This is a genomic window from Aminobacter sp. 01T433 (assembly GCF_056398585.1).
The window spans coordinates 551551-575233 of sequence record NZ_JBFTPR010000001.1 but is presented as its reverse complement, the minus strand read 5'-3'; the positions used below and the strand labels follow the sequence as shown (position 1 = coordinate 575233).

General features: G+C 61.2%; 25 protein-coding genes, 1 tRNA gene and 1 riboswitch. Of the genes, 10 read left to right on the top strand and 16 right to left on the bottom strand.

Going from position 1 to position 23683, the window contains the following annotated elements; translation table 11 throughout:
• Positions 1-2: 2 nt before the first annotated feature.
• Positions 3-659 carry a response regulator gene (locus AC1DLV_RS02900; protein ID WP_476799578.1) on the bottom strand — a complete coding sequence of 219 codons (657 nt, stop codon included), beginning with the start codon at positions 657-659 and terminating at the stop codon, positions 3-5.
• A 153-nt stretch (positions 660-812) separates the two neighbouring features.
• Complete coding sequence (locus AC1DLV_RS02895; protein ID WP_476799579.1) at positions 813-1250, bottom strand: hypothetical protein; 438 nt, start codon at positions 1248-1250, stop codon at positions 813-815.
• Positions 1251-1363: 113 nt separating this feature from the next.
• On the opposite strand from AC1DLV_RS02895, the gene AC1DLV_RS02890 reads away from it, so the two are divergent.
• Both AC1DLV_RS02890 and AC1DLV_RS02885 read left to right on the top strand, forming a co-directional pair.
• On the top strand, positions 1364-1711 hold the full coding sequence (locus tag AC1DLV_RS02890) for a DUF952 domain-containing protein (protein ID WP_476799580.1): 348 nt from the start codon (positions 1364-1366) through the stop codon (positions 1709-1711).
• Positions 1708-2784, top strand: a complete 1077-nt coding sequence (locus tag AC1DLV_RS02885; RefSeq protein WP_476799581.1) for a quinone-dependent dihydroorotate dehydrogenase — start codon at positions 1708-1710, stop codon at positions 2782-2784. The genes AC1DLV_RS02890 and AC1DLV_RS02885 overlap by 4 nt, the downstream gene beginning before the upstream one ends.
• Here AC1DLV_RS02885 and AC1DLV_RS02880 read toward each other — a convergent pair.
• Positions 2760-4118 (bottom strand): MATE family efflux transporter, encoded by a 1359-nt coding sequence (locus AC1DLV_RS02880; RefSeq protein ID WP_476799582.1) that lies wholly within the window; start codon positions 4116-4118, stop codon positions 2760-2762. The genes AC1DLV_RS02885 and AC1DLV_RS02880 overlap by 25 nt on opposite strands.
• Before the next feature lie 119 nt (positions 4119-4237).
• Here AC1DLV_RS02880 and AC1DLV_RS02875 point away from each other — a divergent pair, with 119 nt between their 5' ends.
• On the top strand, positions 4238-5134 hold the full coding sequence (locus AC1DLV_RS02875; RefSeq protein WP_476799583.1) for a histone deacetylase family protein: 897 nt from the start codon (positions 4238-4240) through the stop codon (positions 5132-5134).
• A 2-nt stretch (positions 5135-5136) separates the two neighbouring features.
• Here AC1DLV_RS02875 and AC1DLV_RS02870 read toward each other — a convergent pair whose 3' ends face one another.
• Both AC1DLV_RS02870 and AC1DLV_RS02865 read right to left on the bottom strand, forming a co-directional pair.
• A complete protein-coding gene (locus AC1DLV_RS02870) occupies positions 5137-5400 on the bottom strand; it encodes a DUF6460 domain-containing protein (RefSeq protein WP_476799584.1) in 264 nt (87 codons plus the stop codon).
• 115 nt (positions 5401-5515) lie between these two features.
• Positions 5516-6487, bottom strand: a complete 972-nt coding sequence (locus AC1DLV_RS02865) for a UDP-glucuronic acid decarboxylase family protein (RefSeq protein ID WP_476799585.1) — start codon at positions 6485-6487, stop codon at positions 5516-5518.
• Between the two features lie 105 nt (positions 6488-6592).
• On the opposite strand from AC1DLV_RS02865, the gene AC1DLV_RS02860 reads away from it, so the two are divergent.
• From AC1DLV_RS02860 to AC1DLV_RS02845, 4 genes are all read left to right on the top strand, one after another.
• Positions 6593-7855 carry a glycosyltransferase family 2 protein gene (locus tag AC1DLV_RS02860; protein WP_476799586.1) on the top strand — a complete coding sequence of 421 codons (1263 nt, stop codon included), beginning with the start codon at positions 6593-6595 and terminating at the stop codon, positions 7853-7855.
• 75 nt (positions 7856-7930) lie between these two features.
• Positions 7931-8004 (top strand) — tRNA-Gly (locus AC1DLV_RS02855).
• 358 nt (positions 8005-8362) lie between these two features.
• Positions 8363-9097: a GntR family transcriptional regulator gene (locus tag AC1DLV_RS02850; protein ID WP_476799587.1), complete on the top strand. Its 735-nt coding sequence runs from the start codon at positions 8363-8365 to the stop codon at positions 9095-9097.
• A gap of 757 nt (positions 9098-9854) precedes the next feature.
• On the top strand, positions 9855-10952 hold the full coding sequence (locus tag AC1DLV_RS02845; RefSeq protein ID WP_476799588.1) for a porin: 1098 nt from the start codon (positions 9855-9857) through the stop codon (positions 10950-10952).
• A 199-nt stretch (positions 10953-11151) separates the two neighbouring features.
• Here AC1DLV_RS02845 and AC1DLV_RS02840 read toward each other — a convergent pair whose 3' ends face one another.
• From AC1DLV_RS02840 to AC1DLV_RS02830, 3 genes are all read right to left on the bottom strand, one after another.
• Positions 11152-11346, bottom strand: a complete 195-nt coding sequence (locus tag AC1DLV_RS02840; protein ID WP_476799589.1) for a hypothetical protein — start codon at positions 11344-11346, stop codon at positions 11152-11154.
• 193 nt (positions 11347-11539) lie between these two features.
• The gene (locus tag AC1DLV_RS02835; RefSeq protein ID WP_476799590.1) at positions 11540-12316 is read right to left on the bottom strand and encodes an ABC transporter substrate-binding protein; all 777 of its coding nucleotides are present in this window, start codon (positions 12314-12316) and stop codon (positions 11540-11542) included.
• A gap of 92 nt (positions 12317-12408) precedes the next feature.
• A complete protein-coding gene (locus tag AC1DLV_RS02830) occupies positions 12409-13497 on the bottom strand; it encodes a 2'-deoxycytidine 5'-triphosphate deaminase (protein WP_476799591.1) in 1089 nt (362 codons plus the stop codon).
• A gap of 141 nt (positions 13498-13638) precedes the next feature.
• Positions 13639-13716, top strand: a riboswitch (SAM riboswitch).
• 43 nt (positions 13717-13759) lie between these two features.
• On the opposite strand from AC1DLV_RS02830, the gene AC1DLV_RS02825 reads away from it, so the two are divergent.
• Entirely contained in the window at positions 13760-14953 is a 1194-nt protein-coding gene (locus tag AC1DLV_RS02825) for an O-succinylhomoserine sulfhydrylase (RefSeq protein WP_476799592.1), read from the top strand.
• A gap of 51 nt (positions 14954-15004) precedes the next feature.
• On the opposite strand, the gene AC1DLV_RS02820 is transcribed toward AC1DLV_RS02825, so the two are convergent.
• A complete protein-coding gene (locus AC1DLV_RS02820; RefSeq protein ID WP_476799593.1) occupies positions 15005-15937 on the bottom strand; it encodes a DUF6454 family protein in 933 nt (310 codons plus the stop codon).
• A gap of 189 nt (positions 15938-16126) precedes the next feature.
• Between AC1DLV_RS02820 and apaG the strand changes: the two genes are divergently transcribed.
• On the top strand, positions 16127-16519 hold the full coding sequence (gene apaG / locus AC1DLV_RS02815; RefSeq protein ID WP_476785027.1) for a Co2+/Mg2+ efflux protein ApaG: 393 nt from the start codon (positions 16127-16129) through the stop codon (positions 16517-16519).
• 6 nt (positions 16520-16525) lie between these two features.
• On the opposite strand, the gene AC1DLV_RS02810 is transcribed toward apaG, so the two are convergent.
• The 3 genes from AC1DLV_RS02810 to AC1DLV_RS02800 form a co-directional block, all read right to left on the bottom strand.
• On the bottom strand, positions 16526-17518 hold the full coding sequence (locus AC1DLV_RS02810) for an Hsp33 family molecular chaperone (RefSeq protein ID WP_476836114.1): 993 nt from the start codon (positions 17516-17518) through the stop codon (positions 16526-16528).
• A gap of 121 nt (positions 17519-17639) precedes the next feature.
• Positions 17640-18557, bottom strand: a complete 918-nt coding sequence (argF, locus tag AC1DLV_RS02805) for an ornithine carbamoyltransferase (RefSeq protein ID WP_476799595.1) — start codon at positions 18555-18557, stop codon at positions 17640-17642.
• 15 nt (positions 18558-18572) lie between these two features.
• Positions 18573-19766, bottom strand: coding sequence for an acetylornithine transaminase (locus AC1DLV_RS02800; RefSeq protein WP_476799596.1), 1194 nt, complete (start codon positions 19764-19766; stop codon positions 18573-18575).
• A 353-nt stretch (positions 19767-20119) separates the two neighbouring features.
• Between AC1DLV_RS02800 and AC1DLV_RS02795 the strand changes: the two genes are divergently transcribed.
• On the top strand, positions 20120-20638 hold the full coding sequence (locus AC1DLV_RS02795; RefSeq protein ID WP_476783003.1) for a GcrA family cell cycle regulator: 519 nt from the start codon (positions 20120-20122) through the stop codon (positions 20636-20638).
• A gap of 76 nt (positions 20639-20714) precedes the next feature.
• Here AC1DLV_RS02795 and AC1DLV_RS02790 read toward each other — a convergent pair whose 3' ends face one another.
• From AC1DLV_RS02790 to AC1DLV_RS02775, 4 genes are all read right to left on the bottom strand, one after another.
• On the bottom strand, positions 20715-21728 hold the full coding sequence (locus AC1DLV_RS02790; protein ID WP_476799597.1) for a magnesium and cobalt transport protein CorA: 1014 nt from the start codon (positions 21726-21728) through the stop codon (positions 20715-20717).
• Positions 21729-21818: 90 nt separating this feature from the next.
• Positions 21819-22544, bottom strand: a complete 726-nt coding sequence (phoU, locus tag AC1DLV_RS02785; RefSeq protein ID WP_476799598.1) for a phosphate signaling complex protein PhoU — start codon at positions 22542-22544, stop codon at positions 21819-21821.
• A 149-nt stretch (positions 22545-22693) separates the two neighbouring features.
• Positions 22694-23341 carry an SdpI family protein gene (locus AC1DLV_RS02780; RefSeq protein WP_476799599.1) on the bottom strand — a complete coding sequence of 216 codons (648 nt, stop codon included), beginning with the start codon at positions 23339-23341 and terminating at the stop codon, positions 22694-22696.
• Positions 23338-23607: an autorepressor SdpR family transcription factor gene (locus tag AC1DLV_RS02775; protein WP_476836113.1), complete on the bottom strand. Its 270-nt coding sequence runs from the start codon at positions 23605-23607 to the stop codon at positions 23338-23340. The genes AC1DLV_RS02780 and AC1DLV_RS02775 overlap by 4 nt, the downstream gene beginning before the upstream one ends.
• Between the last annotated feature and the right edge of the window lie 76 nt (positions 23608-23683).

Genomic DNA, 23683 nt, shown 5'->3' with positions numbered 1-23683 from the left:
CGCTACACTGCTGGACGCGGATCGCTGCCGATCTTGGACAGCAGGATGACGGCCTGGGTGCGGCTGTCGACGCCGAGCTTCTGCAGGATCGCCGAGACATGAGCCTTGATCGTGGCTTCCGACACGCCAAGCTCATAGGCGATCTGCTTGTTGAGCAGCCCTTCCGCCAGCATGCCGAGCACGCGCGTCTGCTGCGGCGTCAGCGATTGCAGCCGCTTGATCAGGTCGGAAATCTCCGGGTCGCGCTCGACCCCGAGGTCAATATCGCCGGGTGCGGAGATTTCGCCCGACAACACAGCCTCGATGGCGCTGCGGATGTCGTCCATGCTCGCCGATTTGGAAATGAAACCCGAAGCGCCAAGCTCCAGCGCACGGCGGATGGTCTCGGGGTCGTCCTGGGCCGAAACGATGACCACGGGCACCGTCGCATGGACGCCGCGCAGCGAAATCAGGCCGGACAGTCCGGAGGCTCCGGGCATGGAAAGGTCGAGCAGGACGAGGTCGATATCCTCATGAGCGGCAACGATCGCCTTGACGCTCTCGAAGTCGCCGGCTTCCAGCACGCTCGAGACGTCGGCGAGCCCCGCGATGGCTTGTTTGAGAGCACCGCGAAAAAGCGGATGGTCGTCCGCAATGACGAACTTATGGCCTGCTGGCAAATATTCCTCCCGAGGTCCCGACCGTTCTGTACGCCTTGGACCGTCGGGCGCGATTATGCGACCCGGTGCCGGCTTTTCAAGCAGTTAAAGTCAAAAGATCACGGCAGCAGCGCTTCATGCTCAACTTTCAGGCGCAAGCACACAGGCTGGCGCTCAAGTCTTGTTCGGTGCCGGCTCCGGCGGGAGCGCCTTGTCTTCCTTTTCCATGTCCTTGACTATGCCCATGAAGCTGCGGAAAAAGCGCTCCATATAACCCATGCTCTTCTGGAATTCTTCTTCGGTCGGCAGCTTCGATTCCATCCGGGCCGTCAGTGAATTCTCAAGCTTTACCACTCGCTCTTCGATCGTCTTGATATCCCCTTGCAGGCGGCCGATCTCATCTTGAAGTGCCGAGCGCTCGTCGGCGGCAAGTTTGCACACCAGCTGGCCGTCGCGCTCCTCGCAGATCGACATCTCGCCCGTCTGGGTGTCCATGCGAACATAGCCCTTGTCGGTCTTTTCCATCTGGAAGCGCTGTCCTTCGGCGGCAAATGCCGAAGTGGCCCCGAGGCCGGCAAGCATGGGAACGAATATCAAAAAGGCACGGCGCATGACTGTCTCCATTTGCGGACGATGCGAATTGTCGCGCCGCAATAGGCCCAAATTGCGGTGGGGCAAGCCAAGCCGCCCTTCCCCGCATCATGCTTTCAGCCTATAGCGCGCATATGACGAAGACCATCTACAAGATCTGCCCCGAACCGATGTGGCGCCAGGCCGAACAGAGCGGGATTTTCCAAGGCGCGCCCATCGATCTCGCCGACGGCTTCATCCATTTCTCGACCGCCGAACAGGTTGTGGAGACGGCAGCCAAGCACTTCGCCGGCCAGGACAATCTGCTGCTTGTCGCCTTCGATGCCGACAGGCTCGGGCCCTCGCTGAAATATGAAGTCTCGCGTGGCGGCGCTTTGTTTCCACATCTTTACGCGCCACTCGAAACGAGTGCCGCCAAATGGGTGGTTGCCTTGCCGCTCAAGGCCGATGGCGCCCACGATTTCCCGGAGCTTGAGGCATGAGCGCTTTCGACCGGCTTGGCCGGCACCTGCTGTTCAGCTTCGATGCAGAGACCGCGCACGGCATGTCGATCAAGGCGCTGCGCTGCGGCCTGCCGGTGGGCGGCCGCGCGCCTCGCGATGCCCGCCTGCACTTGAAGATCGCCGGCCTGGACGTTCCCAACCCGCTCGGCATGGCAGCCGGCTACGACAAGAATGGCGAAGTGCCGGACGCGTTGCTCGGCCTCGGCTTCGGCTTTGCCGAAGTCGGCACGGTGACGCCGCTGCCGCAGGCCGGCAATCCCAAGCCTCGCATCTTCCGCCTCGTCGAGGACGACGCCGTCATCAACCGGCTTGGCTTCAACAATGAGGGCCATGATGCCTGCGAAAAGCGTCTCATCGCCCGGTCGGGACGGCCTGGCATCGTTGGCGTCAACATCGGCGCCAACAAGGACACCACCAACCGCATTGGCGACTATATCAGCGGCGTGAAGCGCTTCGCACGCCACGCGTCTTATCTCACCGTCAACATTTCTTCGCCCAACACACCGGGCCTGCGCAACATGCAGGCGCGCGAACAGCTCGCCGAATTGCTGGCCGGCGTGATCGTCGCCCGCGTCGAGGCCGGCCATCCAGTTCCGATTTTCCTCAAGATCGCACCCGATTTGCATGAGGCGGAACTCGAGGACATCGCCGCCGAGGTCACCGAAAAGGGCATCGACGGCGTCATCGTTTCCAACACCACGATCGCCCGGCCGACCCTGCGCAGCCCGACCCACACCGGTGAAACCGGCGGCCTTTCGGGCAAACCGCTATTTGCGCGTTCGACGGCGGTGCTCGCGCGCATGCGCAAGCTGCTCGGGCCCCAGCGCGCCATCATCGGCGTTGGCGGTGTGGATTCGACCGAGACAGCGCTCGAAAAAATCCGTGCCGGCGCCGATCTCGTGCAACTCTACACCGGCATGGTCTATGCCGGTCCATCGCTGCCGGCACGCATCGTGCGCGGCATGTCGGATTTCGCCGCGCGCGAGGGCCTGAAGAACATTTCCGAGCTGCGCGACAGCAAGCTCGATCAGTGGGCAGCAGCACCGCTCTGAAAGGTCGCGCGCGCCCGCGGCCGCAGGATCGCCAGCAGGCATAGGCCACGCACGATCAGCAACAGGTGCAACGCCGCCCAAAGGCCGGCATTCCCGAAGTGCGAAGGCAGCACCAGTAGTGCTGCGATGAATGCCAGCAGCGAGATCACCATCATGTTGCGCATGTCGCGCGACCAGGCAGCACCAATGAAGATGCCGTCCATCTGGAAGGCGAGCACGCCGCTCAGCGCTGTGAACGCCGCCCAGGGCAGGTAGGCGATGGCTGCCGCACGCACGTCTTCGGCGGTTGAAATCAGCGCGATCAAATCGGCGCCGAACACAAGAAGTGCTGCCGTCATGCTGCCGGCCAACGCAAATCCCCAGATCGAACAGAGATAGACCGCCTTGCGGAAGGCCGGCTCATAGCGCGCGCCGACGGCACGGCCAGCAAGCTGTTCGGCGGCGGCGGCAAAGCCGTCGAGGAAGAAGCCGGCGGCAATGAAGAAGTTCATCAGCACGGCATTGGCCGCAAGCGTCACCGTGCCGAACTGGGCACCCTGGCGCGTGAACAAAGCGAAGGCCACGAGCAGCGACAGCGACCTGATCATGATGTCACGATTGAGCACGAACAGGCGCCGGAACGCCGCGGCGTCGAAGACGCGCCCACGCGCCAGTTTCGGCTGGCGCCCGAAGCGCCGCAACAGCACGGCAAGGCCGATGACCATGCCAGCCGCCTCGCCGGCAACCGCCGCCCAGGCGACACCTTCGACGCCCCAGCCGAAATGCAGGCCCAGCATGATCGAAAGCACGATGTTGACGCCGTTGAGCGTCGCTTGCAAAAACAGCGCGAAGCCGCCCTCGCCCCGCCCCAATATGTAGCCGAGGATAGCGTAATTGATCAGCGCGAAGGGCGCGCCCAGCATGCGGATACGGACATAGTGGTCGAGCGTCTCATTGACGCGCGGTTCGGCCTGCATGAACCATTGCCCTGCGAGCGAAGTCAGCGGCGCCGTCAGCGCCAGCACGATGCCGGCAATCAAGGCGATCACCACGGCACGCCAGAAGACCGCTTGCTCCTCCGCCGCATCATTGCGGCCGAAGGCCTGGGCTACGAGCGCCGTCGTTCCGGCGCGCAGGAAATTGAAGCTGGTGAAGACCACGTCGAAGGCGACAGCACCCGCCGCAAGGCCACCGAGCAGGGCTGCATCACCGAACTGACCGACAACGCCAGTGCCGACAAGGCCGATGAAGGGGGTCGTCAGATAAGCAAGGGTCATTGGCACGGCAATCGCCAGCACCGAGCGGTTGGTGACGGAAAAAGGCGTCACGCGGCCCTCTGGCGATGCGTATTCCAACGATAGTCCTCCCTGTTGCCGAATCTCCCGTTCGGGCACATGCCCCGGTTTCCCCAACGCCCGCAACCATTTAAGTTGTGGGGGCAATCGAATTCGCCCCGGTGGTTCAGCAGTTGCCCATGCCGCTTCAGATCGTCAGCCATCCCGACTATGACGCCGGTTTTTCGCCGGACCATCGCTTTCCGATGAGCAAATATCGCCATCTCATGGAACGGCTTGAAGCGCTTGGCCTGACCAGTGGCATCAGCCAGTCTGAGCTGGTTCCGCACGAGAGGCTTCATCTGGCCCACGACGCCGGTTATGTCGACCAGGTGCTGTCGTGCACCGTTCCGCCGCATATCGAGCGCGAGATCGGCTTTCCCATAGGCGAGCGCGTGTCGCGCCGTGCCCAGCTTGCGGCGGGCGGCACGCTTGCCGCAGCGCGTCTTGCGCTTGCCCACGGCATCGCCTGCAACGCCGCCGGCGGCAGCCACCATGCCCGGCGCGCCCAGGGCGCTGGTTTCTGCACCTTCAACGATGTCGCCGTGGCAGCTCTTGCGCTGCTGCAGGACAAGCTCGTCGAAAACATCCTGGTGGTCGACCTCGACGTGCATCAGGGCGACGGAACGGCAGAGATCCTTGCCGGCACCCCTTCGGTCTTCACCTTTTCGATGCATGCCCAGAAGAATTACCCGGTGCGCAAGGTCGCCTCCAGTCTCGACATCGGCCTGCCCGATGGAACCGGCGACGACGCCTATATGGAGACCCTGACTGACGCGCTGGGGAGCCTGTCACAGCGTGGGGGATGGGACATCGTGTTCTACAATGCCGGCGTCGACCCGCATCACGAGGATCGGCTGGGCCGGCTCGCGCTGAGCGACGACGGCTTGCGCCGCCGCGAGCGCCTCGTCATCGAGCACTTCCGCAACACCGGCGTTCCACTGTGTGGCGTAATCGGCGGTGGCTATTCGACCGACATCACAGCGCTTGCGGCACGCCACGCGATCCTGTTTGAAACGGCGGCGGCGTTTATCTGAGCCTACTTGCGGTAGCTGAGCAGCCTGAGGATGATGAAGGCAGGAACGACAATCGCCGCGCCCAGCAGGAAGTAACCCAGGAAGCGGTCGACGGCGCGGAAGCCCATGTTCCAGAGATCGACGAAGAAGTTGCGGATGCCGAAGAGCACGTCGAAGGGCGACCAGCCGAAGGCGCTCATGACGATGCCGACCAGGAAGGAAATCACCAGGAGCTTGATGAACACCCGAAGCGGGGTGTCTCCGAGAAAACGCGTCAATCCGGCCAAGGTCAGTCTCCTGCGATTCTAGCTCTTTTGGGAAATATCGCGATTGCCACGTCAGCTTCAAGGCGTGGGTAGGCGGTCGCGCCTCGGTTTCCGGCTTGCCGAGGCCGTTTTCCTGTCACGAAACAGCAGCTGACGTCTGCCGGGCGCTGCTTAGCTGGTCCCGGAAATAGGCCACCGTGCGCTGCAGGCCTTCGGTCAATGCGGTTCGCGGCTGCCAGCCCAAGATGCCTGCCAAAGTGATATCTGGCCGCCTTTGCCTGGGATCGTCTACGGGCAAAGGAAAGAACTCAAACCGAGGCGCGCTGCCCGTCGCGGCCACCACCGCCTCCGCCAATTCGATCATCGAGAATTCTTCGGGATTGCCCAGATTGACCGGGCCGGTAAACTCCCTTGGCGAAGCCATCAGCCTGATCAGGCCGTCGACCAGGTCATCGACATAGCAAAACGACCGCGTCTGCGCGCCGTCGCCGAAGATCGAGATGGCGTCGCCCTTCAGTGCCTGCATGATGAAATTCGACACGACGCGACCGTCGTTGGGCTGCATCCTCGGGCCATAGGTATTGAATATCCTGGCGACCTTGATCTCCAGGTCGTGCTGGCGCCGATAGTCGAAAAACAGCGTCTCCGCGCAGCGCTTGCCCTCGTCGTAACAGGAGCGCGGGCCGATCGGATTGACGTTGCCCCAGTAATCCTCGGGCTGCGGATGAATTGTGGGGTCGCCATAAACTTCAGATGTGGAAGCCTGCAGGATTTTGGCGCCGAGCCGCTTGGCGAGACCAAGCATGTTGATGGCGCCCAATACGCTGGTTTTTGTCGTCTGCACCGGGTCGCGCTGGTAGTGGATCGGTGAGGCAGGACAGGCGAGGTTGTAGATCTCGTCGACCTCGACATGAAGCGGCAGGCACACATCGTGGCGCATGAACTCGAAACGAGGATGCGCGCCCAGATGCGCGATGTTTTCGGCAGCGCCGGTGTAGAAATTGTCGACGCACAAGACTTGCGCGCCCGACTCCAACAGCTTTTCGCAAAGATGCGAACCAAGAAACCCGGCACCGCCCGTCACGAGGACCCGCTTTTCAGGATGCATGGTGCCTTCTACTTTCGCTATTAACGCAGGCCGATAGATGGGCGTGGGCATTTTCCCGGATCGCTTCTATAAGCTCATGATTTCAAGGCCAATAGGCGAGTCCGAATGAACGACTTCGACGGCAAGGCTACCAGCGCCGATTGCGCGAGCGAGCATCCCGCGTCCGATTTCACGATCGGTCGCCAGAGCATCGCGCAACTATCGGGCGACGCGATCAAACCGCCGCTCGTCAGCTTCGTCGTCATTTGCTGGAACTATGCCCAATTTGTCGGTGCCGCGATCGACTCGATCAAGGCCCAGGACTATCCGCATTTTGAATGCCTGGTCATCAACAACGGCTCGACCGACGACAGTGCCGAGGTGATTGCCAGGCACATCCAGGGCGACGACCGGTTCGCCGTCGCAACGCTTCCCGAGAACCTCGGACAACTGGGGGCCGCGTTCTGGGCGCTGGACAAGGTCAAAGGCGGTCTCGTCACCTTTGTCGACGCCGATGATGTGCTGTTTTCGAATTTCGCCTCGATGCACGTTCAGGCGCATCTGGCACTGCCGCACAGCGTTGCCTTCACGTCTTCAAGCGTGGCGGAGGTGGACACCCATGGCAACACGCTGACGGCCGCAGGCGCATGCGTCGACATCAGCGGCAGTCACATGATGCGCGGCTTGCGCAATGAGGATGCCACATTGCGCGTGCCGTCCATAACCCCCGGGGATTTCGATGCCCTGGCTGCCAGGACCGCCATCGTTCCCAGGTCTGTCTTCGGCTGGCATTGGGGGCCGGGCACCGCGAACATGTACCGCGCTTCCATCCTGCGTCTTGTACGCCGCGATGGTCCGCACATGCGCTCCGCCGATGGCTACTTCAATTTCATCTGCAATGCGTTTGCCGGAAGTGCCCTGATTGATGTCATCCTTTCGGGATACCGCCTGCATGGCTCGAACTATTTCTCGGCGCGCGAACGCTCGATCTGGCTGGTGTCGGGCAGCCCCGCATACAATCTGAAGGCCAGCCAAGCGACACTGACTGATATCGAGTTTCTGCTCGCCAATGCGGACAAGTACGCCTGGATGCTTGATGGCGCCTTCTGGCAAGTCGTGGATCAAGTGACCAGGGAGACACCCAAGCGCCTGCGCAGATTCTATGGCGACCCAAAGCTATTCGAGATTTTCCTGGCCAACGCGCCACGGCTTGCGGCCGAATTTCGTCCGCGCATTTTTTGCCGCGAAATCCTCGCCCGCTTCTCCGGCAGCCAGGCGCGCAAGATCTTGCGCAAAGGGTTCGGCGGCAAGCTCAGTGGCCGCGCCTATGGCGAGATCGCCTTGTCTCGGCTCCGGACGGCCCATTCGGCGCTGCGCAAACGGAATTGACCCACCATCGTTTAGTGAGGATCAAACCCTTTCCCGATTGCCGAGCCGCATCGCGAATGCTAACCAAGTGCCCGCGCGGGTATGATGTAATGGTAGCCTGTCAGCTTCCCAAGCTGAACGCGCGGGTTCGATTCCCGCTACCCGCTCCAGCTTGCGCCGCAAGGCTTTGCAGCTGATTTTCACGACAAGATGATTGCAGCCACACTTCTCGCCCTTCAGCTTAAGCGCCAGATCGTCGCGATGGTCGAGACCGGCCCCTCCGAGCGCTTGAAGCTCGCCATCGTCACGCAGCGTTGTCGAAGCCGTTGACGATTGTACGCCATACATGATTGATTTTCTTGCATAAGAAGAGCGATGTACGGCAGGTTGTGCGCCTTGTTGTGCAAGGTTGCCGCAAGTTCTGCGCGTTAGCAGGTGGTAATGCCCTATGGAGAGAAACTCCGAGCGGCAAGGGAGTAGAGCATCAAAGGCGGAGGGATCCCCTTTGATGCTAAGGGAGGTCCACATATGCCCGCACGCTATCTGTCCCCTGCCATGAGCGATCAGGACGCACTGTCGCTGATCGTCGCGCCCTTGGTCGGCGTGGAAGCCAACATCTACAATGACATATGGAATGCGGTGATTAGCCAATCGCTGGCTCCAGGCGTCAAGCTTGAAGAAATCGCCTTGAGCGAAATCTACGGCGTCAGCCGCACCGTCATCCGCAAGGTGCTGGTGATCATGGAGCAGGAAGGTGTCGTTTCGCTGCCGCTCAATCGAGGCGCTTATGTTGCCTTGCCGTCCCCCCGCGATGCCCTTGAGCTCTGTGAAGTGGTGTCGGGAATGTGCGCCTTTATTGTCGGCAAACTCGCCGACCAGCCGGACAACATTACCGCAGAGCAACGGGAAAAACTGGCGCTGCATGTTCGGGCGGAAAAAGAAGCGGGTGAGCTTCACACGATCCGGCGTCTGCATATGGAGCACGGCACACTGCTGGCTCTGATCTACGGCAACCTGGTTCTGGCGGCACAGCTCGAACGTGCAACTTCCAGGCTTGCGCTTGCCCTGTCGGCCTACCAGGGGGTAACGGGCAACATCTCCAGCGTGGATTACACCTCGGCTCTCAACCAACTGATTTTCGAGGGCAAGAAGGAAGAGGCTCTCCAGGTGGTCACGGCCGCCGTCGATAGAGCGCGCAAATCAATGCGCTTTGGCGCCGCCGACGGCAGCGTCAATCTCAAGGCTATCCTTGGCAAGCACTGACTGGACCAATTCCAGCCGGATCGCTCGGACGAGCAAACCGACACGGCCTTAGCCATATAAACTGCGCAGACGCACTCCCACTGGTGGCGCAAGGACGTTGCCACGGTCGGGAAGGTCCATTCATTGCCATGCGGCCCAGCGCCGCCCCTCATGCCTGCAGGACCGTGGTTCGGTCTCACATGACGGCAGCGCGACCGCAAACACAATTGCGCGCCACGTAAAGCACCACGCGTGACCGCGTTTCACGCAAGGCGCGCTGGCTCAAAAGCCGCTCCCTGATCGAACACGCATGTCAATTCTGCCTGGATTGAGAACCATGCCGGAAAATCGCGGGCAAATCCCTATGCCAGCAATTTCATGCAACTCTCAACGCACATCTGACAATTAATAGACGCACATTGAGAGCAACATGACTGGAGGTCAGACCGAATAACGGTCGACGCGACCAAACCACCTTTGAGCCGCCGAGTCCAGTTCACAAAAAAGTTATTCCTAAACAGCAATTTAGCTCTGCTTTTTTAGATTTTGCTAAATCTAGAGGGCCGAACTGCCAATTTGTGACATTTATGGCACGCAGCCCAGCCAACAGGCGCCATGCGGCTGCCTCATACGCCTTTGTTGGTTGATCCCCTGCATCTCATGGGCCAGTGACGACGCAGAAAGAGATTCATCTAGATGCATTTTTTTCTGACATCAGATTTCTGATGGTGAAAATCTGCATGGCTTCCAATGGCTGTGCATCAACTGAGGTATTGAAATGAACATTAAGGGCCTTCTTCTCGGCTCCGCTGCGGCTCTGGTCGCTGTCTCTGGTGCTCGTGCGGCCGACGCAGTCGTCGTCGCTGAACCGGAACCCATGGAATACGTCCGCATCTGCGACGTTTACGGCGCGGGCTTCTACTACATCCCCGGCACCGAGACCTGCCTCAAGGTCGGCGGCCTCGTTCGTTACGAGATCGGCTTCACCGATCTTGACGACGGCTTCCGCAAGGATGCCAAGGCCCGCCTGCAGTTCGACGCGCGTTCGGAAACCGAATACGGCACGTTCCGCCGTTACATTGAGTTCGAGGCGAGCACCGGCAATGATCGCGGCTGGACCGAGACCGCTACCGGCAACCGTTGGGATGGCCTCCAGAGCGAAAGCGGCACGGCTCTCCGTCACGCCTACTTCGAGCTCGGCGGCGTACTCGTCGGTCACACCGACACCCTGTTCGATGGCGAACTCGACGGTGAGTTCGATTCGGGCGGCGGTGAGCGCGTCAACCAGATCCGCTACACCTTCGACGCCGGCAACGGCATCGCTGTGTCGCTCGGCCTGGAAGAAGAGTCGAGCAACTTCGACTACGTCCCGCTGGTCGTCGGTAAGGTCGCTGTCACGCAGGGCTGGGGCTCGGTCTCCCTGTTCGCCGGCTATGACAACGCCTACGAAGAGTTCGCTCTCAAGGCGATCGCCAACATCAAGGCAACCGACGCTCTCACGCTGCAGCTCCTCGCAGCTTACGAGTCGGGCCCGTCCTACTTCAGCATCAATCCGGGCGATGCGATCGAGGGCGTCAATGGCGTCTACAACGGCTATGCATGGTCGGTCGGCGGCTACCTGAAGTACCAGGTCAACCAGAAGCTGGCAGTCGGCTTCGGCGGTCAGTACTTCGGTGATGCGCACGACAACAACCTGAGCGCGATCTCGGTCGGCGGTGCCAACGATTGGGCTATCGGTGCGGTTGTCGACTACAACATCGTCGAGAACCTCGATGCCAAGCTCGCCCTCAACTACAATGATGGCGACACCTTCAATCGCGTCAACAACGGCGACGGCGTGATCAACGGCTTCCTGCGCCTCGACGCTGCGTTCTAATTAGAGCCAAGCTTGATAAAGAGGCCCGCGGTCACCAGACCGCGGGCCTTTTTTCGTTTACGCGGCACCATTGCGGACTGGCATCAGGCTGATCGCAAGCTGAGCGCGCAGCTTCGCTGGCCGACCTGCAACGGCCAGGCGGGGTTTACGCAATCGTAGCGGTTGCTGCTCAATCGGTTGCTGGCTCGCCCACTACCCGCTACCGGCGCAGTTCCCGGTCGTGGGGAATGCTGAAATCGCGAAGGTGCCTCTGCCCGGCGGCATAGCCGAACCTTAGCCCTGTGTCGTTGTAGTAGTCTGGCTGAAAGGCGCTGACATAGTCGTAATTGTTCGACATGCAAGCGGACAATGGCATCATCAGGCCGATCACAAGCGGGATGAAAACATAACGCATGGCTCTTACCTCCGATCAAGCAAATGATGCACCCGATCAGTTCAATCAGCCAGTGGGTTCCAGTAACATTTTTGCAGTATTGGCCGCCTGAATAAGTATCTGATGACAGCCGATCCCTCGCCAGTAGCCGCACGGGGATATCAAGCAAACAGGCCGGGCTTCATCGACGCCCGGCCTGCCGGTATTCAGGCCATCAGTCCTTCGGACCGTAAATGTCGAAGTCGAAATATTTGGCGTTGATCTTGGCGTAGGTGCCATCCGAGACGATGGCGTCGATTGCCGCGTTCAGCTTCTCGCGCAGTGGATCGCCCTTGCGCACGGCAATGCCGGTCAATGACTCGGTGCCCTTGAGGTCGCCAATCAGCTTGCAGCAATCCTGTCCGGTCGTCTTCATCCAGTCGACGAGCACGAACTTGTCGGAGACCACCGCGTCGAGACGACCATTGGTCAGGTCGGCCATCGCCTCATCCTGGGTCGGGTACAGCTTCACATCGGCACCGGCCTTGGCGTAGTGGTCCTCGGCATAGATGCTTTGCGTGGTCGACGCCTGCGCGCCGACTGTCTTGCCCTTGAGCGCGTCTGGCTCAGGCGAGGTCAGCGTCGAATCCTTCAGCGCCACCAGCGCCAGCGGCGTGGTGTAGTATTTGTTGGTGAAATCGACCTGCTGCTTGCGCTCGTCGGTGATGGTCATCGAAGCAACGATGGCGTCGAACTTGCCACCCTTGAGGGCTGGAATGATGCCGTCCCAATCTTGCGTTACGAACTCGCACTCGACCTTCATCTGCGCGCAAAGGGCAGTGGCGATATCAACGTCGAAGCCGACCAGCTTGCCGTCCGCTGTCATGCTGTTGAAGGGCGGATAGGCGCCTTCGGTACCGATCTTCAATTTCTCTTGCGCCGAAGCAGCACCTAGGGTCAACAATAGCGCTGCCAGCGAAGCTGCGCAGGCGAATTTCCGTGAAATCTGCATGAACGTCTCCCTTAACCGGGCGCTCTTTCCGAGCGTCCCTAGCTTAGCCAATCACAGTGGCTGGAAATGGACAAGCAGACCAAAGGCTAACCTTAGGTCATGCGGAAATGCTTGGAGAGCTTCAGCCCCTGGGCCTGGTAGTTGGAGCCGAGATCGGCACCGTAGAGCGCGCGCGGGCGCGCCATCATATGTTCATAGACCAGGCGACCGACGACTTGGCCGTGTTCCAAGATGAAGGGCACCTCGTGGCTACGCACTTCAAGCACGGCACGGCTGCCGGTCCCGCCGGCGCTCGAATGGCCGAAACCGGGATCGAAGAAGCCGGCATAATGGACACGGAACTCGCCGACCAACGGGTCAAAGGGCGTCATCTCGGCGGCGTAAAGCGGCGGCACGTGCACCGCCTCACGCGAGACGAGAATGTAGAATTCGTCGGGGTCGAGCACCAGTTCGTCAGCGCCGTGATTGTAGATCGGCTCCCAGAAATCGACGACGTTCTGGGCGGCGCGCTTGTCGACATCGACAAGCCCGGTGTGATGCTTGCCGCGATAGCCAACGATGCTGCCCGGCGTGCCGGCCAGATCGATGGACAGCGCAATACCGCCGCCCGAGATGTTCGGCGGATCGATCGCGACCAGCCGGTCGGACAGATGCAGCGCGTGAAGCTCCGCCTCCGACAGCAGCGCATTGCCCTTGCGAAAGCGGATCTGCGACAGGCGCGAGCCCTTGCGGGCGACGATCGGAAACGTGCGCGGGCTGACCTCGAGATAAAGCGGCCCGGTATAGCCTGCCGGGATCTTGTCGAACTCCTGGCCACGGTCTGTCATCACGCGGGTGAAGATGTCGAGGCGGCCCGTCGAGCTCTTTGGGTTTGCGGAGGCCGAAACATCGGACGGCAGAGCAAGGCTTTCGAGCAGCGGCACGATGTAGACGCAGCCTGTCTCCAGCACGGCCCCGTTGGTCAGGTCGATCTCGTGCAGCTTGAGCCGGTCAAGCTTGTCCGACACCAGAGAATTGGGACCAGGCAGGAAACTGGCGCGGGTGCGGAACGCCGTTGCGCCCAGCCTGAGATCGAGGCTCGCCGGCTGGATCTGGTCGGCATCGAGCGATGGCGCCAGAAGCGCGCCCGAGGCGAACAATGCCGCGATGTCCTGGTCCGGAAGAATGCCCGATTGCCGCAATTGCCTCACTCCTTTACAGCGCCCGGCCCGAACGGACAGCCCAGGATCGCTGGACCCGGACCTGTATCCGGGGTCATATGCGTGGCCCAAAACGTTTAGTCGACCCCGCGATTGACGCAAGCAGGCTGCGGGTCTAAAGGACATTTATCCCGTGGTGATTTGGCCGGTCGGCTTGCAGCCACGTTAAACAAGTCGCTAAAGGGCCGCGTTGTGGACCGGTTGCGACTTTTCGCGACCGGTTTTTTTGTATTTGGATTTGGCTATGACCTCCGAAAAGCAGCGCAACTGGAAACCCCAGACCACCCTCGTCCATGGCGGCACGCTCCGCTCCGAATTCGGCGAAACCTCCGAGGCGATCTACCTCACCCAGGGCTATGTCTACGAGAGCGCGGAAAGTGCTGAAGCCCGCTTCAAGGGCGAAAGCCCGGGTTTCATCTATTCGCGCTACGCCAATCCCACCGTCGACATGTTCGAAAAGCGCATGTGCGCGCTCGAAGGTGCTGAAGACGCACGCGCCACAGCCTCCGGCATGGCTGCGGTCACGGCCGCGATCCTGTGTGGGCTCAAGGCCGGCGACCATATCGTTGCCGCGCGCGCGCTGTTCGGCTCGTGCCGCTGGGTCGTCGAGACTTTGGCGCCGAAATACGGCATCGAGGCAACGCTGGTCGACGGCACATTGATCGAGAATTGGGAAAAGGCGGTCCAGCCCAACACCAAGCTGTTTTTCCTGGAAAGCCCGACCAACCCGACGCTCGAAGTGGTCGACATCGCCGCTGTCGCCGCCCTTGCCAATTCGATCGGCGCGCGCCTGGTCGTCGACAATGTCTTTGCCACGCCGATGCAGCAGAAGCCGCTCGAACTCGGCGCTCATGTCGTGGTTTACTCCGCGACCAAGCATATTGACGGCCAGGGCCGCTGCCTCGGCGGCGTCATCTTGTCGGACAAGAAGTGGATCGACGAGAACCTGCACGACTATTTCCGCCACACCGGCCCGAGCCTGTCGCCGTTCAACGCCTGGACGTTGCTCAAGGGCCTGGAAACGCTGCCGATACGCGTGCGCCAGCAGACCGAAACCGCAGGCAAGATCGCCGATTTCCTGGCCGGCAGGCCGGAAGTGTCACGGCTGATCTATCCCGGCCGGGCCGACCATCCGCAGGCCGACATCGTCAAGAAGCAGATGAAGGGCGGTTCGACGCTGCTGTGCTTCGATCTCAAGGGCGGCAAGAAAGCGGCCTTCGCCTTCGAAAACGCGCTCGACATCATCCTGATTTCCAACAATCTCGGCGACTCTAAGAGCCTGATCACCCATCCGGCAACGACGACGCACAAGAGCCTCACCGACGAGGCCCGCGCCGAACTCGGTATCGACGACGGCACGCTGCGCCTGTCGGTCGGCCTCGAAGACGCCGACGACCTGCTCAACGACATCGGCGATGCGCTGCAGGCAACGCGCTAAGACAATGGCGCTCCGGTTAGCCGGAGCGCCATTTTCATATGCCGATCCGTTTTACGGCAGCTTGGTTTCGTAGACGTAGAGCTTCGTCTCGTTATCTTCTGGAGCTGCCGTCAGGCGCAGGCCGGTCTCGGTCTTTTCGATGAGGACGGGATTGCCGGTGATGGACTTGCCCTTTTCCGTCCAGATCTGGACCGGCACCTGAAACAACGGACGGCCTTGCTTGAGATCCACGATCTCGATGCCACCAAGACGGAAGACCTGCCCGTCAGGGCCCGGGCGATACTCTGTCAGGCCGGTGCAGACCGCCTGACCGGGCTTGAGCAACGCGCAATCCTGATAGTCGATATAGTGCGCCGGATTGAGCGTGCGGGTCTTTTCCGGATCGAGTGCCGACTCCGGCACGGTCAGGTCCTCATTGACGTTCCAGGTGTAGAAGCGGCGCGAGCCCCAGCTCACGGCATGCAGCGTGCGCTGGCCGGGATCATAGACAACGCCGCCGATATGATCGGGGAAACGAAAGACCTCGGTCGCCTCCAGCGTTTCGGGATCGACGCGGTAGATGATCGACTTGCTGTTCGGCCGGTACTCGGCAACCGGCACCCACAGCCAGCGGCCATCATAATCGATACCGCCCGGGTGGTAGATGGCTCCATCGCCAAGCTTCACCTGGCCGACGAGCTTGCCATTGGCGTCAAGCTTGAACAGATGCCCGGCCCCTTTGCCCTCATCGCGGTCAAGCCCATTTTGGGGAGCCTCGAATTTCTTGGTCCGCTCGATGATCTCGACGGAGGACATGAACAGCGCATCGCCGACACGCGCGAAGCCCTGGGGGTGGAAGGTGTCGAATTCCAGCATCGGGGATTTGACGAGCTGCCACTCCGTGCCTCTGGTCAGCTTTTCGATACCGCTTGCGAGGTCGTCAGCATATGCAGCCGTGCCAGCAAGGCAGGCCGAGGCGAAAAGGAGGGCGAGGAGGCGTTTCATTGCAGTGATTCCTTGTCGTTGGACGACGCGGAAACTGGCCTTGGCGCATGACGGCCGGGTGACGTTGAGGCGTCGGTGAGGTGAAATCCACTGCGCATTCATCACATTCGGCGTGAAAATGAAAAACGAAGTTGACCCGCCGCCTCGTGCGGCGGACTCTGTCATTGTGCAGGCCAAGGAGCGCAGCATATGTATCGCGCGGTCACACGCAACATCGCCGTCGAGGTCGAGCCGTTCTACATGGAGGATCGGTCCGAGCCTGCGGAAAACCGTTATGTCTGGGGCTATCGCGTCACGATCGAGAACAACTCGGATGAGTTCGTTCAGCTCTTGTCGCGCTACTGGCACATCACCGACGCTTCAGGGCGGGTCGAGGAGGTTCGGGGACCGGGCGTGGTCGGCGACCAGCCCGAACTCAATCCCGGCGACAGCTACCAATATGCGTCGGGCTGCCCGCTTTCGACACAGTCAGGCATCATGGTCGGGCGCTACACCATGCGCAACGAGGCGGGCGAGATGTTCGACATCGCCATTCCCGCCTTCTCGCTCGACCTGCCCAACGCGCGCCACAGGCTGAATTAAACGAGATTACTGGACCGGCGCGAACTCGGCAGGGTCGAATTCGTAGGACTTCGAACAGAACTCGCAAGCAACCCGAATGACGCCGTCCTCGACGCTCTCGGTGATCTCTTCGGCAGTGAAACCCTGCAGGATGCCCTTGATCCTGTCGCCCGAGCACGAGCATTGGTCGGCCACGCGCACGCCTTCGTAAACACGCACGCCATGTTCGTGGAACAGCCGGTAGAGCAACTTTTCGGTGCCAACGGTCGGGTCGATCAGTTCGGTCGGCTCGATGGTCGCGACCAGCGCCAGGAGTTCCTGCCATGAATTGTCATCGGGATGCCCAGTGACATCGCGCTCGTCGCCATCGCCGCCATGAATGTCGGCCACGCGCCGGCGCTCGGGTGATTCAGGCAGGAACTGCGCCAAAAGGCCACCGGCGCGCCAATGCTCGCGCGGACCGCCTTCGGCAGGCAGGACGAGCTTTGCCACGGATAGCCGCACATCGGTCGGGATCTGCTCCGACTGACGGAAATAGGCGCGCGCCGCCTCTTCCAGCGTGATGCCGTTCAGTTCGACGATACCCTGATAGCGCTGGGTGTGTTCGCCCTGGTCGACGGTCAGCGCCAAGACACCCGTGCCAAGCAGATCCTCGGGCGAGGTCATGCCGGCACTGATCGCCGCCTCGACGCGGTCGGCGTCGAAACGAGCATAAGCGCGCAGCGAATGCGGCGTGGTGAAGTCGGCGACCAGCATGTCCACCGGACCGTCGGTGCGGGTCTGCAGGATGAACTTGCCGTCGAATTTCAGCGAGGTGCCAAGCAGAACGGTGACCACGCAGGCCTCGGCCAAAAGCCGCGCCACCGGTTCCGGATAGTCGTGCCGTTCAAGAATCTGGTCGAGCAGCGGGCCGAGCTGGACCGTGCGCCCGCGCACGTCGAGCGGCTCCACCGCGAATGGAACAACATGGTCGTCGCCGGCGAACCCAAATTCGCCGAGCTTGCGTTCGGTCTCAGCCACTGGAACTTATCCCGTATGATTGGTCCTGCGGCCCTCGGGCAAGCCGATGGTCGCAGAACAAGGCGCTAACGCCAATAGGTTGATTTGATCCCGCACCAGATAGGGGCGGAAGATCAGGCATTCAAGCGCCCAGGCACCAGGCAAGCACGGCCTTTTGCGCGTGGAGCCGGTTTTCCGCCTCGTCGAAGACCACCGAATTCGGGCCGTCGATAACCTCGTCGGTGACTTCCTCGCCACGATGGGCCGGCAGGCAGTGCATGAACAAGGCGTCGGGCTTGGCGAGCTTCATCAGGTCGGCATTGACCTGGTACGGCAAAAAGACATTGTGGCCGCGAGCACGGTGCTCCTGGCCCATCGACACCCAGCAATCGGTCACGATGGCATCAACGCCGCGCACCGCATCCTCGGCCGAACGGGTGATCATCACCTTGCCGCCATTGGCGCGCGACCAGTCGATGTATTTCTGTTCCGGCTCGCTGCCTTCGGGAACTGCAATGTTGACGTTGAAGCTGAACCGGGCGGAGGCCTCGAGCAGTGAATGCAACACGTTGTTGCCGTCGCCGGTCCAGGCAATGGTCTTGCCGCGCACCGGTCCGCGATGTTCCTCCAAGGTCAGGATATCGGCCATCAACTGGCAGGGATGGGTGTCGTCGGTCAGGCCGTTGATAACAGGAATCGTCGCGTTTTCGGTCAGCTCGAGCAACCGGTCATGGGCTGTGGTGCGGATCATGATCGCATCGACATAACGCGACAGCACCTTGGCGGTGTCGGCGATCGACTCCGAGCGACCGAGCTGCATCTCGGTACCGGTCAGCATGATGGTTTCGCCGCCAAGCTGGCGCATGCCGACGTCAAACGAGATGCGCGTGCGGGTCGACGGCTTGTCGAAGATCATCGCCAGCACCTTGCCTTCGAGCGGCTTGGATCGTTCGCCGGCTTTCAGGCGCGCCTTGCGCACCGCCGCATCGTCCAGAATCCCGCGAAGGTCGCTCCCGGAAAGTGCCGAGAGGTCGGTGAAATGGCGAATCCCGCTGGTCATGTAACTTCCTTGGGTTCAGCCGCCGTTGGCGGCGGCCTTGGAGAGGCTGGCAGCTCCGGCACGAATGCGCGCCAGCGCCTCTTGGATGTCGGCGTCGGTCGTCGTCAGCGCCGGCAACAAACGCAGCACGTTTTCACCCGCTGGCACAGCCAGCAGCTTCTGCTCGCGCAGCGCCATGTTCACCTTGGTGTTGGGCATGGTGCATTTGATGCCGAGCAGCAGGCCGGTGCCACGGATCTCCTCGATCACGTCGGGGAACTCGTCGGCAATCGCTGCCAGGCCCTGCTTCATGAGCAGCGCCTTGCGGCTGACCTCTTCAAGGAAGCCCTCTTCGAGGACAACGTCAAGAACGGCGTTGCCGACAGCCATGGCGAGCGGATTGCCGCCAAAGGTGGTGCCATGGACGCCTGCGGTCATCGCCTTTGCTGCTTCTTCGGTGGCAAGGCAGGCCGCGACCGGGAAACCGCCGCCGATACCCTTGGCGATTGCCATCAGGTCGGGCGAAACGCCGGCCCACTCGTAGGCATAGAGCTTGCCGGTCCGGCCGATGCCACACTGGACTTCGTCGAAAATGAGCAGCAGGCCGTGCTTGTCGCACAGCTGGCGCAGGCGCTTCAGCGATTGCGTCGGGAACGGGCGGATGCCGCCCTCGCCCTGCACGGGTTCGAGCATGATCGCCGCAGTCTCGGGGCCGATCAGCTTTTCGGCCGCATCGATGTCGTCGAAGGCGACCTGGTCAAAACCGTCGACCTTGGGGCCGAAACCTTCGAGATACTTCGCCTGGCCGCCAGCCGCGATGGTCGCCAGCGTGCGGCCGTGGAAGGCACCTTCGAAAGTGATGACGCGGTAGCGCTCGGGATGGCCGTTCACATACTGATAGCGGCGCGCGGTCTTGATCGCGCACTCAATCGCTTCCGCGCCCGAATTGGTGAAGAAGACGCGGTCGGCAAAGGAGTTCTCGGCCAGGCGCTCGCCAAGCCGGCTCTGGCCGGGGATCTGGTAGAGGTTGGAGACGTGCCACAGCTTTGCGGCCTGCTCGGTCAGCGCTGCAACGAGATGCGGATGGCTGTGGCCCAACGAATTAACGGCGATGCCACCAGCAAAATCGAGATATCGCTCGCCGTTCTCGGTGATCAGCCAAGAGCCCTCACCTCGCTCGAAAGCCAGGGGTGCACGAGCAAAGGTCTCGTAAAGCGCGGATCCGCTCATTATATGTCTCTCCGAACCCGGAAAATCAAAAAAGCCGCCTCAAAGCGGCGGCCTGCGGCTATATCAGGTTTTTCTGCCATGAAGTCAACGAAAACGTCACATAAGCCGCTGTGATCCAACCCATCCGTTGCCATGTGGTCACGCTACATCGGCAAGTTGGGGAAAACCGAAAAAACCGAATCGCAAAGACCCCCGCGACTCTTGTCACGGACTCCGCGCATCGATAATTGTAATTGAGAAATAACTAGATTTCGTGCGGCGGACATATTCACCTAATAGATGTGGTGTCCACCCGGCTTGCCGGGCCGGAAATGGATTCCGCTTTCCGCACGTTAAATCAGGAGCACGGTCTCATGAACTGGACTGACGAGCGGGTCGAACTTCTCAAGAAACTATGGTCGGAAGGTCTGAGCGCAAGCCAGATCGCCGCACAATTGGGTGGCGTGAGCCGCAATGCCGTCATTGGCAAGGTTCACCGCCTGAAGCTGTCGAGCCGCGGGCGCGCAACGGCCGCACCGGCACGCCAGAAGAAGACAACGCAAGCCACCACGGCAACCAAGTCGGTGCAGCGCACAATGGTGACGACGCGCACCGTGACCGCAAGCATCGGTGCCACGGCACTGCAGGCGCAGTTCGAGGTCGAGCCGGTTGCCCGCCACTACATCCGCCCGGTCGAGAATGTCGTCGTGCCGATCTCGCGCCGACTGCAGCTGGTCCAGCTCAGCGAGCGCACCTGCAAGTGGCCGAATGGCGATCCGCTGAGCGAAGACTTCAACTTCTGCGGCAATGACGCAGCTGAGAGCGGACCTTACTGCGGCTATCATTCGAAGTTGGCGTTCCAGCCGGCTTCCGAGCGCCGCCGCTCGCGCTAAGCGAACAACTGATGGGATGGGCCTCTGGGCTCCGGGTTGCCAAGGCAATCCGGGGCCCTTTTTCCATTCGCATCCTTCACAGCCAGCCGTTCTTCCTGAACCGCCAGTAGAGGATCGAGCAGATGGTCGCGATGGCCAGAAGCACTGTTGGATAACCGTATTCGAAGTGCAGCTCCGGCATGTCGGCAAAGTTCATGCCGTAGATGCCGGCAAGTGCCGTCGGCACGGCCAGTATCGCGGCCCATGAGGCGAGCTTCTTGGCGATCGCTGTTTCCTGGCTCTGGCCGACCAGCAAACTCGCCTCGAAGGCGAAGGCCAGCACCTCGCGCAGATTGTCGACCTTTTCCAGCACGTTGCGGATGTGGTCGGTGACGTCGCGAAACAGCGGGTGCATGGCCGGGCGCAACTGCGGCAGGTCAGCACTGGTCAGGCGCCGGCAGACCTCGACCAGCGGGCCGGCGGCATTGCGCAGCCGCAGCAGGTCACGGCGCAGCATGTAAAGCCGCTCGATGTCCTTCGATGTCATAGGCCTCGCCAGAACGCCATCTTCGATGACGTCGACCTCGTCTTCGATCTGCTCGAGCACCGGCATGTAGTTGTCGACGATGAAGTCGAGAATTGCATAAAGGATGAAGTCCTCGCCCTTGGCGAGCGCCGAAGGGCAGGACTCCCAATGCTGGCGCACAACGGCATAGGACGTCGAAACGCCGTGGCGAACGCTGACGATATAGCCCTTGCCGACGAAGATATGGGTTTCGCCGAAATCCACCCTGCCCTGTACCAGCTGGGCCGTGCGCGCGACGATGAACAGCGCATCGCCATATTGCTCGACCTTCGGCCGCTGGTGGGCATGCTCGGCATCTTCGATGGCGAGGTCGTGGAGATGGAACTGCTGCTGGACCCGCAAAAGCAGCTCGCGGCTGGGTTCAAGCAGGCCGATCCAGACGACATGGCCTTCCTTGGCCGCCCAGTCGCCGGCCTCTTCGATGGCGATATCGGCAATGCGGCGCCCGCCAAGATAAACGCTGGAAGCGACAACGCCGCTTTCCAGTTTGGGGCCATTGTCGAACTTCCTGGCAAGTTCGGTCATGCTGCACCCCTGCGGGGCATGAGCCCCGCCGATCAGAACATCAGTCTAAACCTTTGCTACCCCGCACAGAAGAGCTTGTTTGCGCCTAGCTCAGCCCGGCTTGCCTTCGCCCGACAGCGTCACGCGATGGCTCTTGTCTTCCTTGGGGCGTTCGGGCGGCATCTGCTCGCCGGTGACGATGTAATAGATCGTCTCGGCGATGTTGGTGGCGTGGTCGCCGATGCGCTCAATGTTCTTGGCGACGAAAAGCAAATGCGTGCAAGGCGTGATGTTACGCGGATCTTCCATCATGTAGGTCAAAAGCTCGCGGAACAGCGAAGTGTACATGGCGTCGATCTGCTCGTCGCGGTCGCGCACGAAGCCGATGCGCTCGACCGAGCGCGAGGCATAGACGTCGAGCACTTCCTTGAGCTGGGTCAGCGCCAGTTCGGCCAACGCCTCCAGACCGCGGAACAGGCTGTTGGGCTGGCGTCCTTCGGCCACCGCCGACACGCGCTTGGCGATGTTCTTGCCGAGATCGCCAACGCGTTCCAGGTCGGCCGAGATGCGGATCGCGCCGATGATCTCGCGCAGGTCGGTCGCCATAGGCTGGCGCCTTGCGATGATGAGGATCGCCTTGTCGTCGATCTCGCGCTGGGCTTCGTCCAGCAGCACGTCGTCCTGGACCACACGCTGGCCAAGCGCAGGGTCGGCGTTGACGAGGGCTGCGATGGCCTGGTCGACCATGCGCTCGGCCTGGCCGCCCATGGCCGCGATCTTGCGGGCGAGATATTTCAACTCTTCGTCATAGGCGCTGACGATATGAACGGACTGCATTTCTGCTCGGGCCTTCCTGCAAAGCGGATGAATCATGCCTTTGAATCCGCAACCCTAAGCTAGCTGCGTGACGGAATAAAGAAACCGCTGAAACTACCGGTTTTTCTGGTAGCCGGCTTTCGGGCGTACGTGCTTGAGGACCGGATCGTTCAGCTTCGATGCGCCAGCCGGTAGCTGTAGATGCCGCCAACCGCCAGCGGCATCAGTACGGCAGCAAGCAAGGCGACGAACAGCCAGAACGGCTGGTGGACCAGCATCGCACATAGCAACAGGAGAACACCGCCGGCGAGGAAAAGCATGCCGGTAAGGCGCTGCGTTGCGCGCCAGAGCGCCGGGTCATTCATGATCCACGGCAGCCGCACGCCGGCGACCGGGTTGGGCTGGGTCTTGGGCATGACGTTGCCCATCAGGATCAGCATGACCGCGATGGCAATCGTGATGACGCGGACCATCTGGTCGGGGTAGCCAAGACCGATCAGCACAATGGCAGACTGGATAGCCAGCGCCAGCCCGGTCATTGCAGGTATGACGACCGCAAAGGCATGTTTGCTCGAGGCTATCTGGTCCGCGCTGACCCGGCTGCCGATCAGGACGAACAACACCGACAGCACCACGACCATGGCCGGCGCCAACAGCAACGCCGCATTGCGTGGCCAGAATGCATCTGGTTCACCGCTCGGGCCCCAATGGATCGGAAGACGCATGTCAGCTGGAATGAGCGCATAGCCGGCAAAGGTGACAGCGGCCAGCGCTGCCACGAGGACGAGGTTGGTGTGCGAGAACAAAGCCTTGTTCATGTGTCCTGGTCCTTCAGGCTGAGAAGCCCAGCAAGAGCCTCTTCGAGGATCGACGTATTGAGGTGATAGATCAGGCTCGTGCCGCGCCGTTCGACGGCGACAAGCTCCGCCTGCTTGAGCTTGTTGAAATGGACCGACAGCGTCGGCTTGGTGAGATCGAAATGCGCGGCAAGCTCGCCTGCGCTTCGTGGCCCGTCCTTGAGTAGGGCCAGGATCCGGCGCCGCACAGGATGGGAGAGTGCTTCGAAGACCGCATTGATGCCCATCTGGCCGCCGCTGGTTGTGCCTGGCTTTAATAATTAGATAATCATCTAATTAGAGTCAAGACGAATGATAGAGTCA

Coding starts and splice junctions, on each gene's coding strand:
- AC1DLV_RS02840 (WP_476799589.1), bottom strand. CDS start 11,346: ATGCGTTATGTTTTCATCCCGCTTGTGATCGGCCTGATGATGCCATTG.
- AC1DLV_RS02875 (WP_476799583.1), top strand. CDS start 4,238: ATGCCGCTTCAGATCGTCAGCCATCCCGACTATGACGCCGGTTTTTCG.
- apaG (WP_476785027.1), top strand. CDS start 16,127: ATGTATCGCGCGGTCACACGCAACATCGCCGTCGAGGTCGAGCCGTTC.
- AC1DLV_RS02890 (WP_476799580.1), top strand. CDS start 1,364: ATGACGAAGACCATCTACAAGATCTGCCCCGAACCGATGTGGCGCCAG.
- AC1DLV_RS02895 (WP_476799579.1), bottom strand. CDS start 1,250: ATGCGCCGTGCCTTTTTGATATTCGTTCCCATGCTTGCCGGCCTCGGG.
- AC1DLV_RS02865 (WP_476799585.1), bottom strand. CDS start 6,487: ATGCATCCTGAAAAGCGGGTCCTCGTGACGGGCGGTGCCGGGTTTCTT.
- AC1DLV_RS02820 (WP_476799593.1), bottom strand. CDS start 15,937: ATGAAACGCCTCCTCGCCCTCCTTTTCGCCTCGGCCTGCCTTGCTGGC.
- AC1DLV_RS02780 (WP_476799599.1), bottom strand. CDS start 23,341: ATGAACAAGGCTTTGTTCTCGCACACCAACCTCGTCCTCGTGGCAGCG.
- argF (WP_476799595.1), bottom strand. CDS start 18,557: ATGACCAGCGGGATTCGCCATTTCACCGACCTCTCGGCACTTTCCGGG.
- AC1DLV_RS02885 (WP_476799581.1), top strand. CDS start 1,708: ATGAGCGCTTTCGACCGGCTTGGCCGGCACCTGCTGTTCAGCTTCGAT.
- AC1DLV_RS02775 (WP_476836113.1), bottom strand. CDS start 23,607: ATGGGCATCAATGCGGTCTTCGAAGCACTCTCCCATCCTGTGCGGCGC.
- AC1DLV_RS02795 (WP_476783003.1), top strand. CDS start 20,120: ATGAACTGGACTGACGAGCGGGTCGAACTTCTCAAGAAACTATGGTCG.
- AC1DLV_RS02800 (WP_476799596.1), bottom strand. CDS start 19,766: ATGAGCGGATCCGCGCTTTACGAGACCTTTGCTCGTGCACCCCTGGCT.
- AC1DLV_RS02860 (WP_476799586.1), top strand. CDS start 6,593: ATGAACGACTTCGACGGCAAGGCTACCAGCGCCGATTGCGCGAGCGAG.
- phoU (WP_476799598.1), bottom strand. CDS start 22,544: ATGCAGTCCGTTCATATCGTCAGCGCCTATGACGAAGAGTTGAAATAT.
- AC1DLV_RS02850 (WP_476799587.1), top strand. CDS start 8,363: ATGCCCGCACGCTATCTGTCCCCTGCCATGAGCGATCAGGACGCACTG.
- AC1DLV_RS02835 (WP_476799590.1), bottom strand. CDS start 12,316: ATGCAGATTTCACGGAAATTCGCCTGCGCAGCTTCGCTGGCAGCGCTA.
- AC1DLV_RS02845 (WP_476799588.1), top strand. CDS start 9,855: ATGAACATTAAGGGCCTTCTTCTCGGCTCCGCTGCGGCTCTGGTCGCT.
- AC1DLV_RS02790 (WP_476799597.1), bottom strand. CDS start 21,728: ATGACCGAACTTGCCAGGAAGTTCGACAATGGCCCCAAACTGGAAAGC.
- AC1DLV_RS02825 (WP_476799592.1), top strand. CDS start 13,760: ATGACCTCCGAAAAGCAGCGCAACTGGAAACCCCAGACCACCCTCGTC.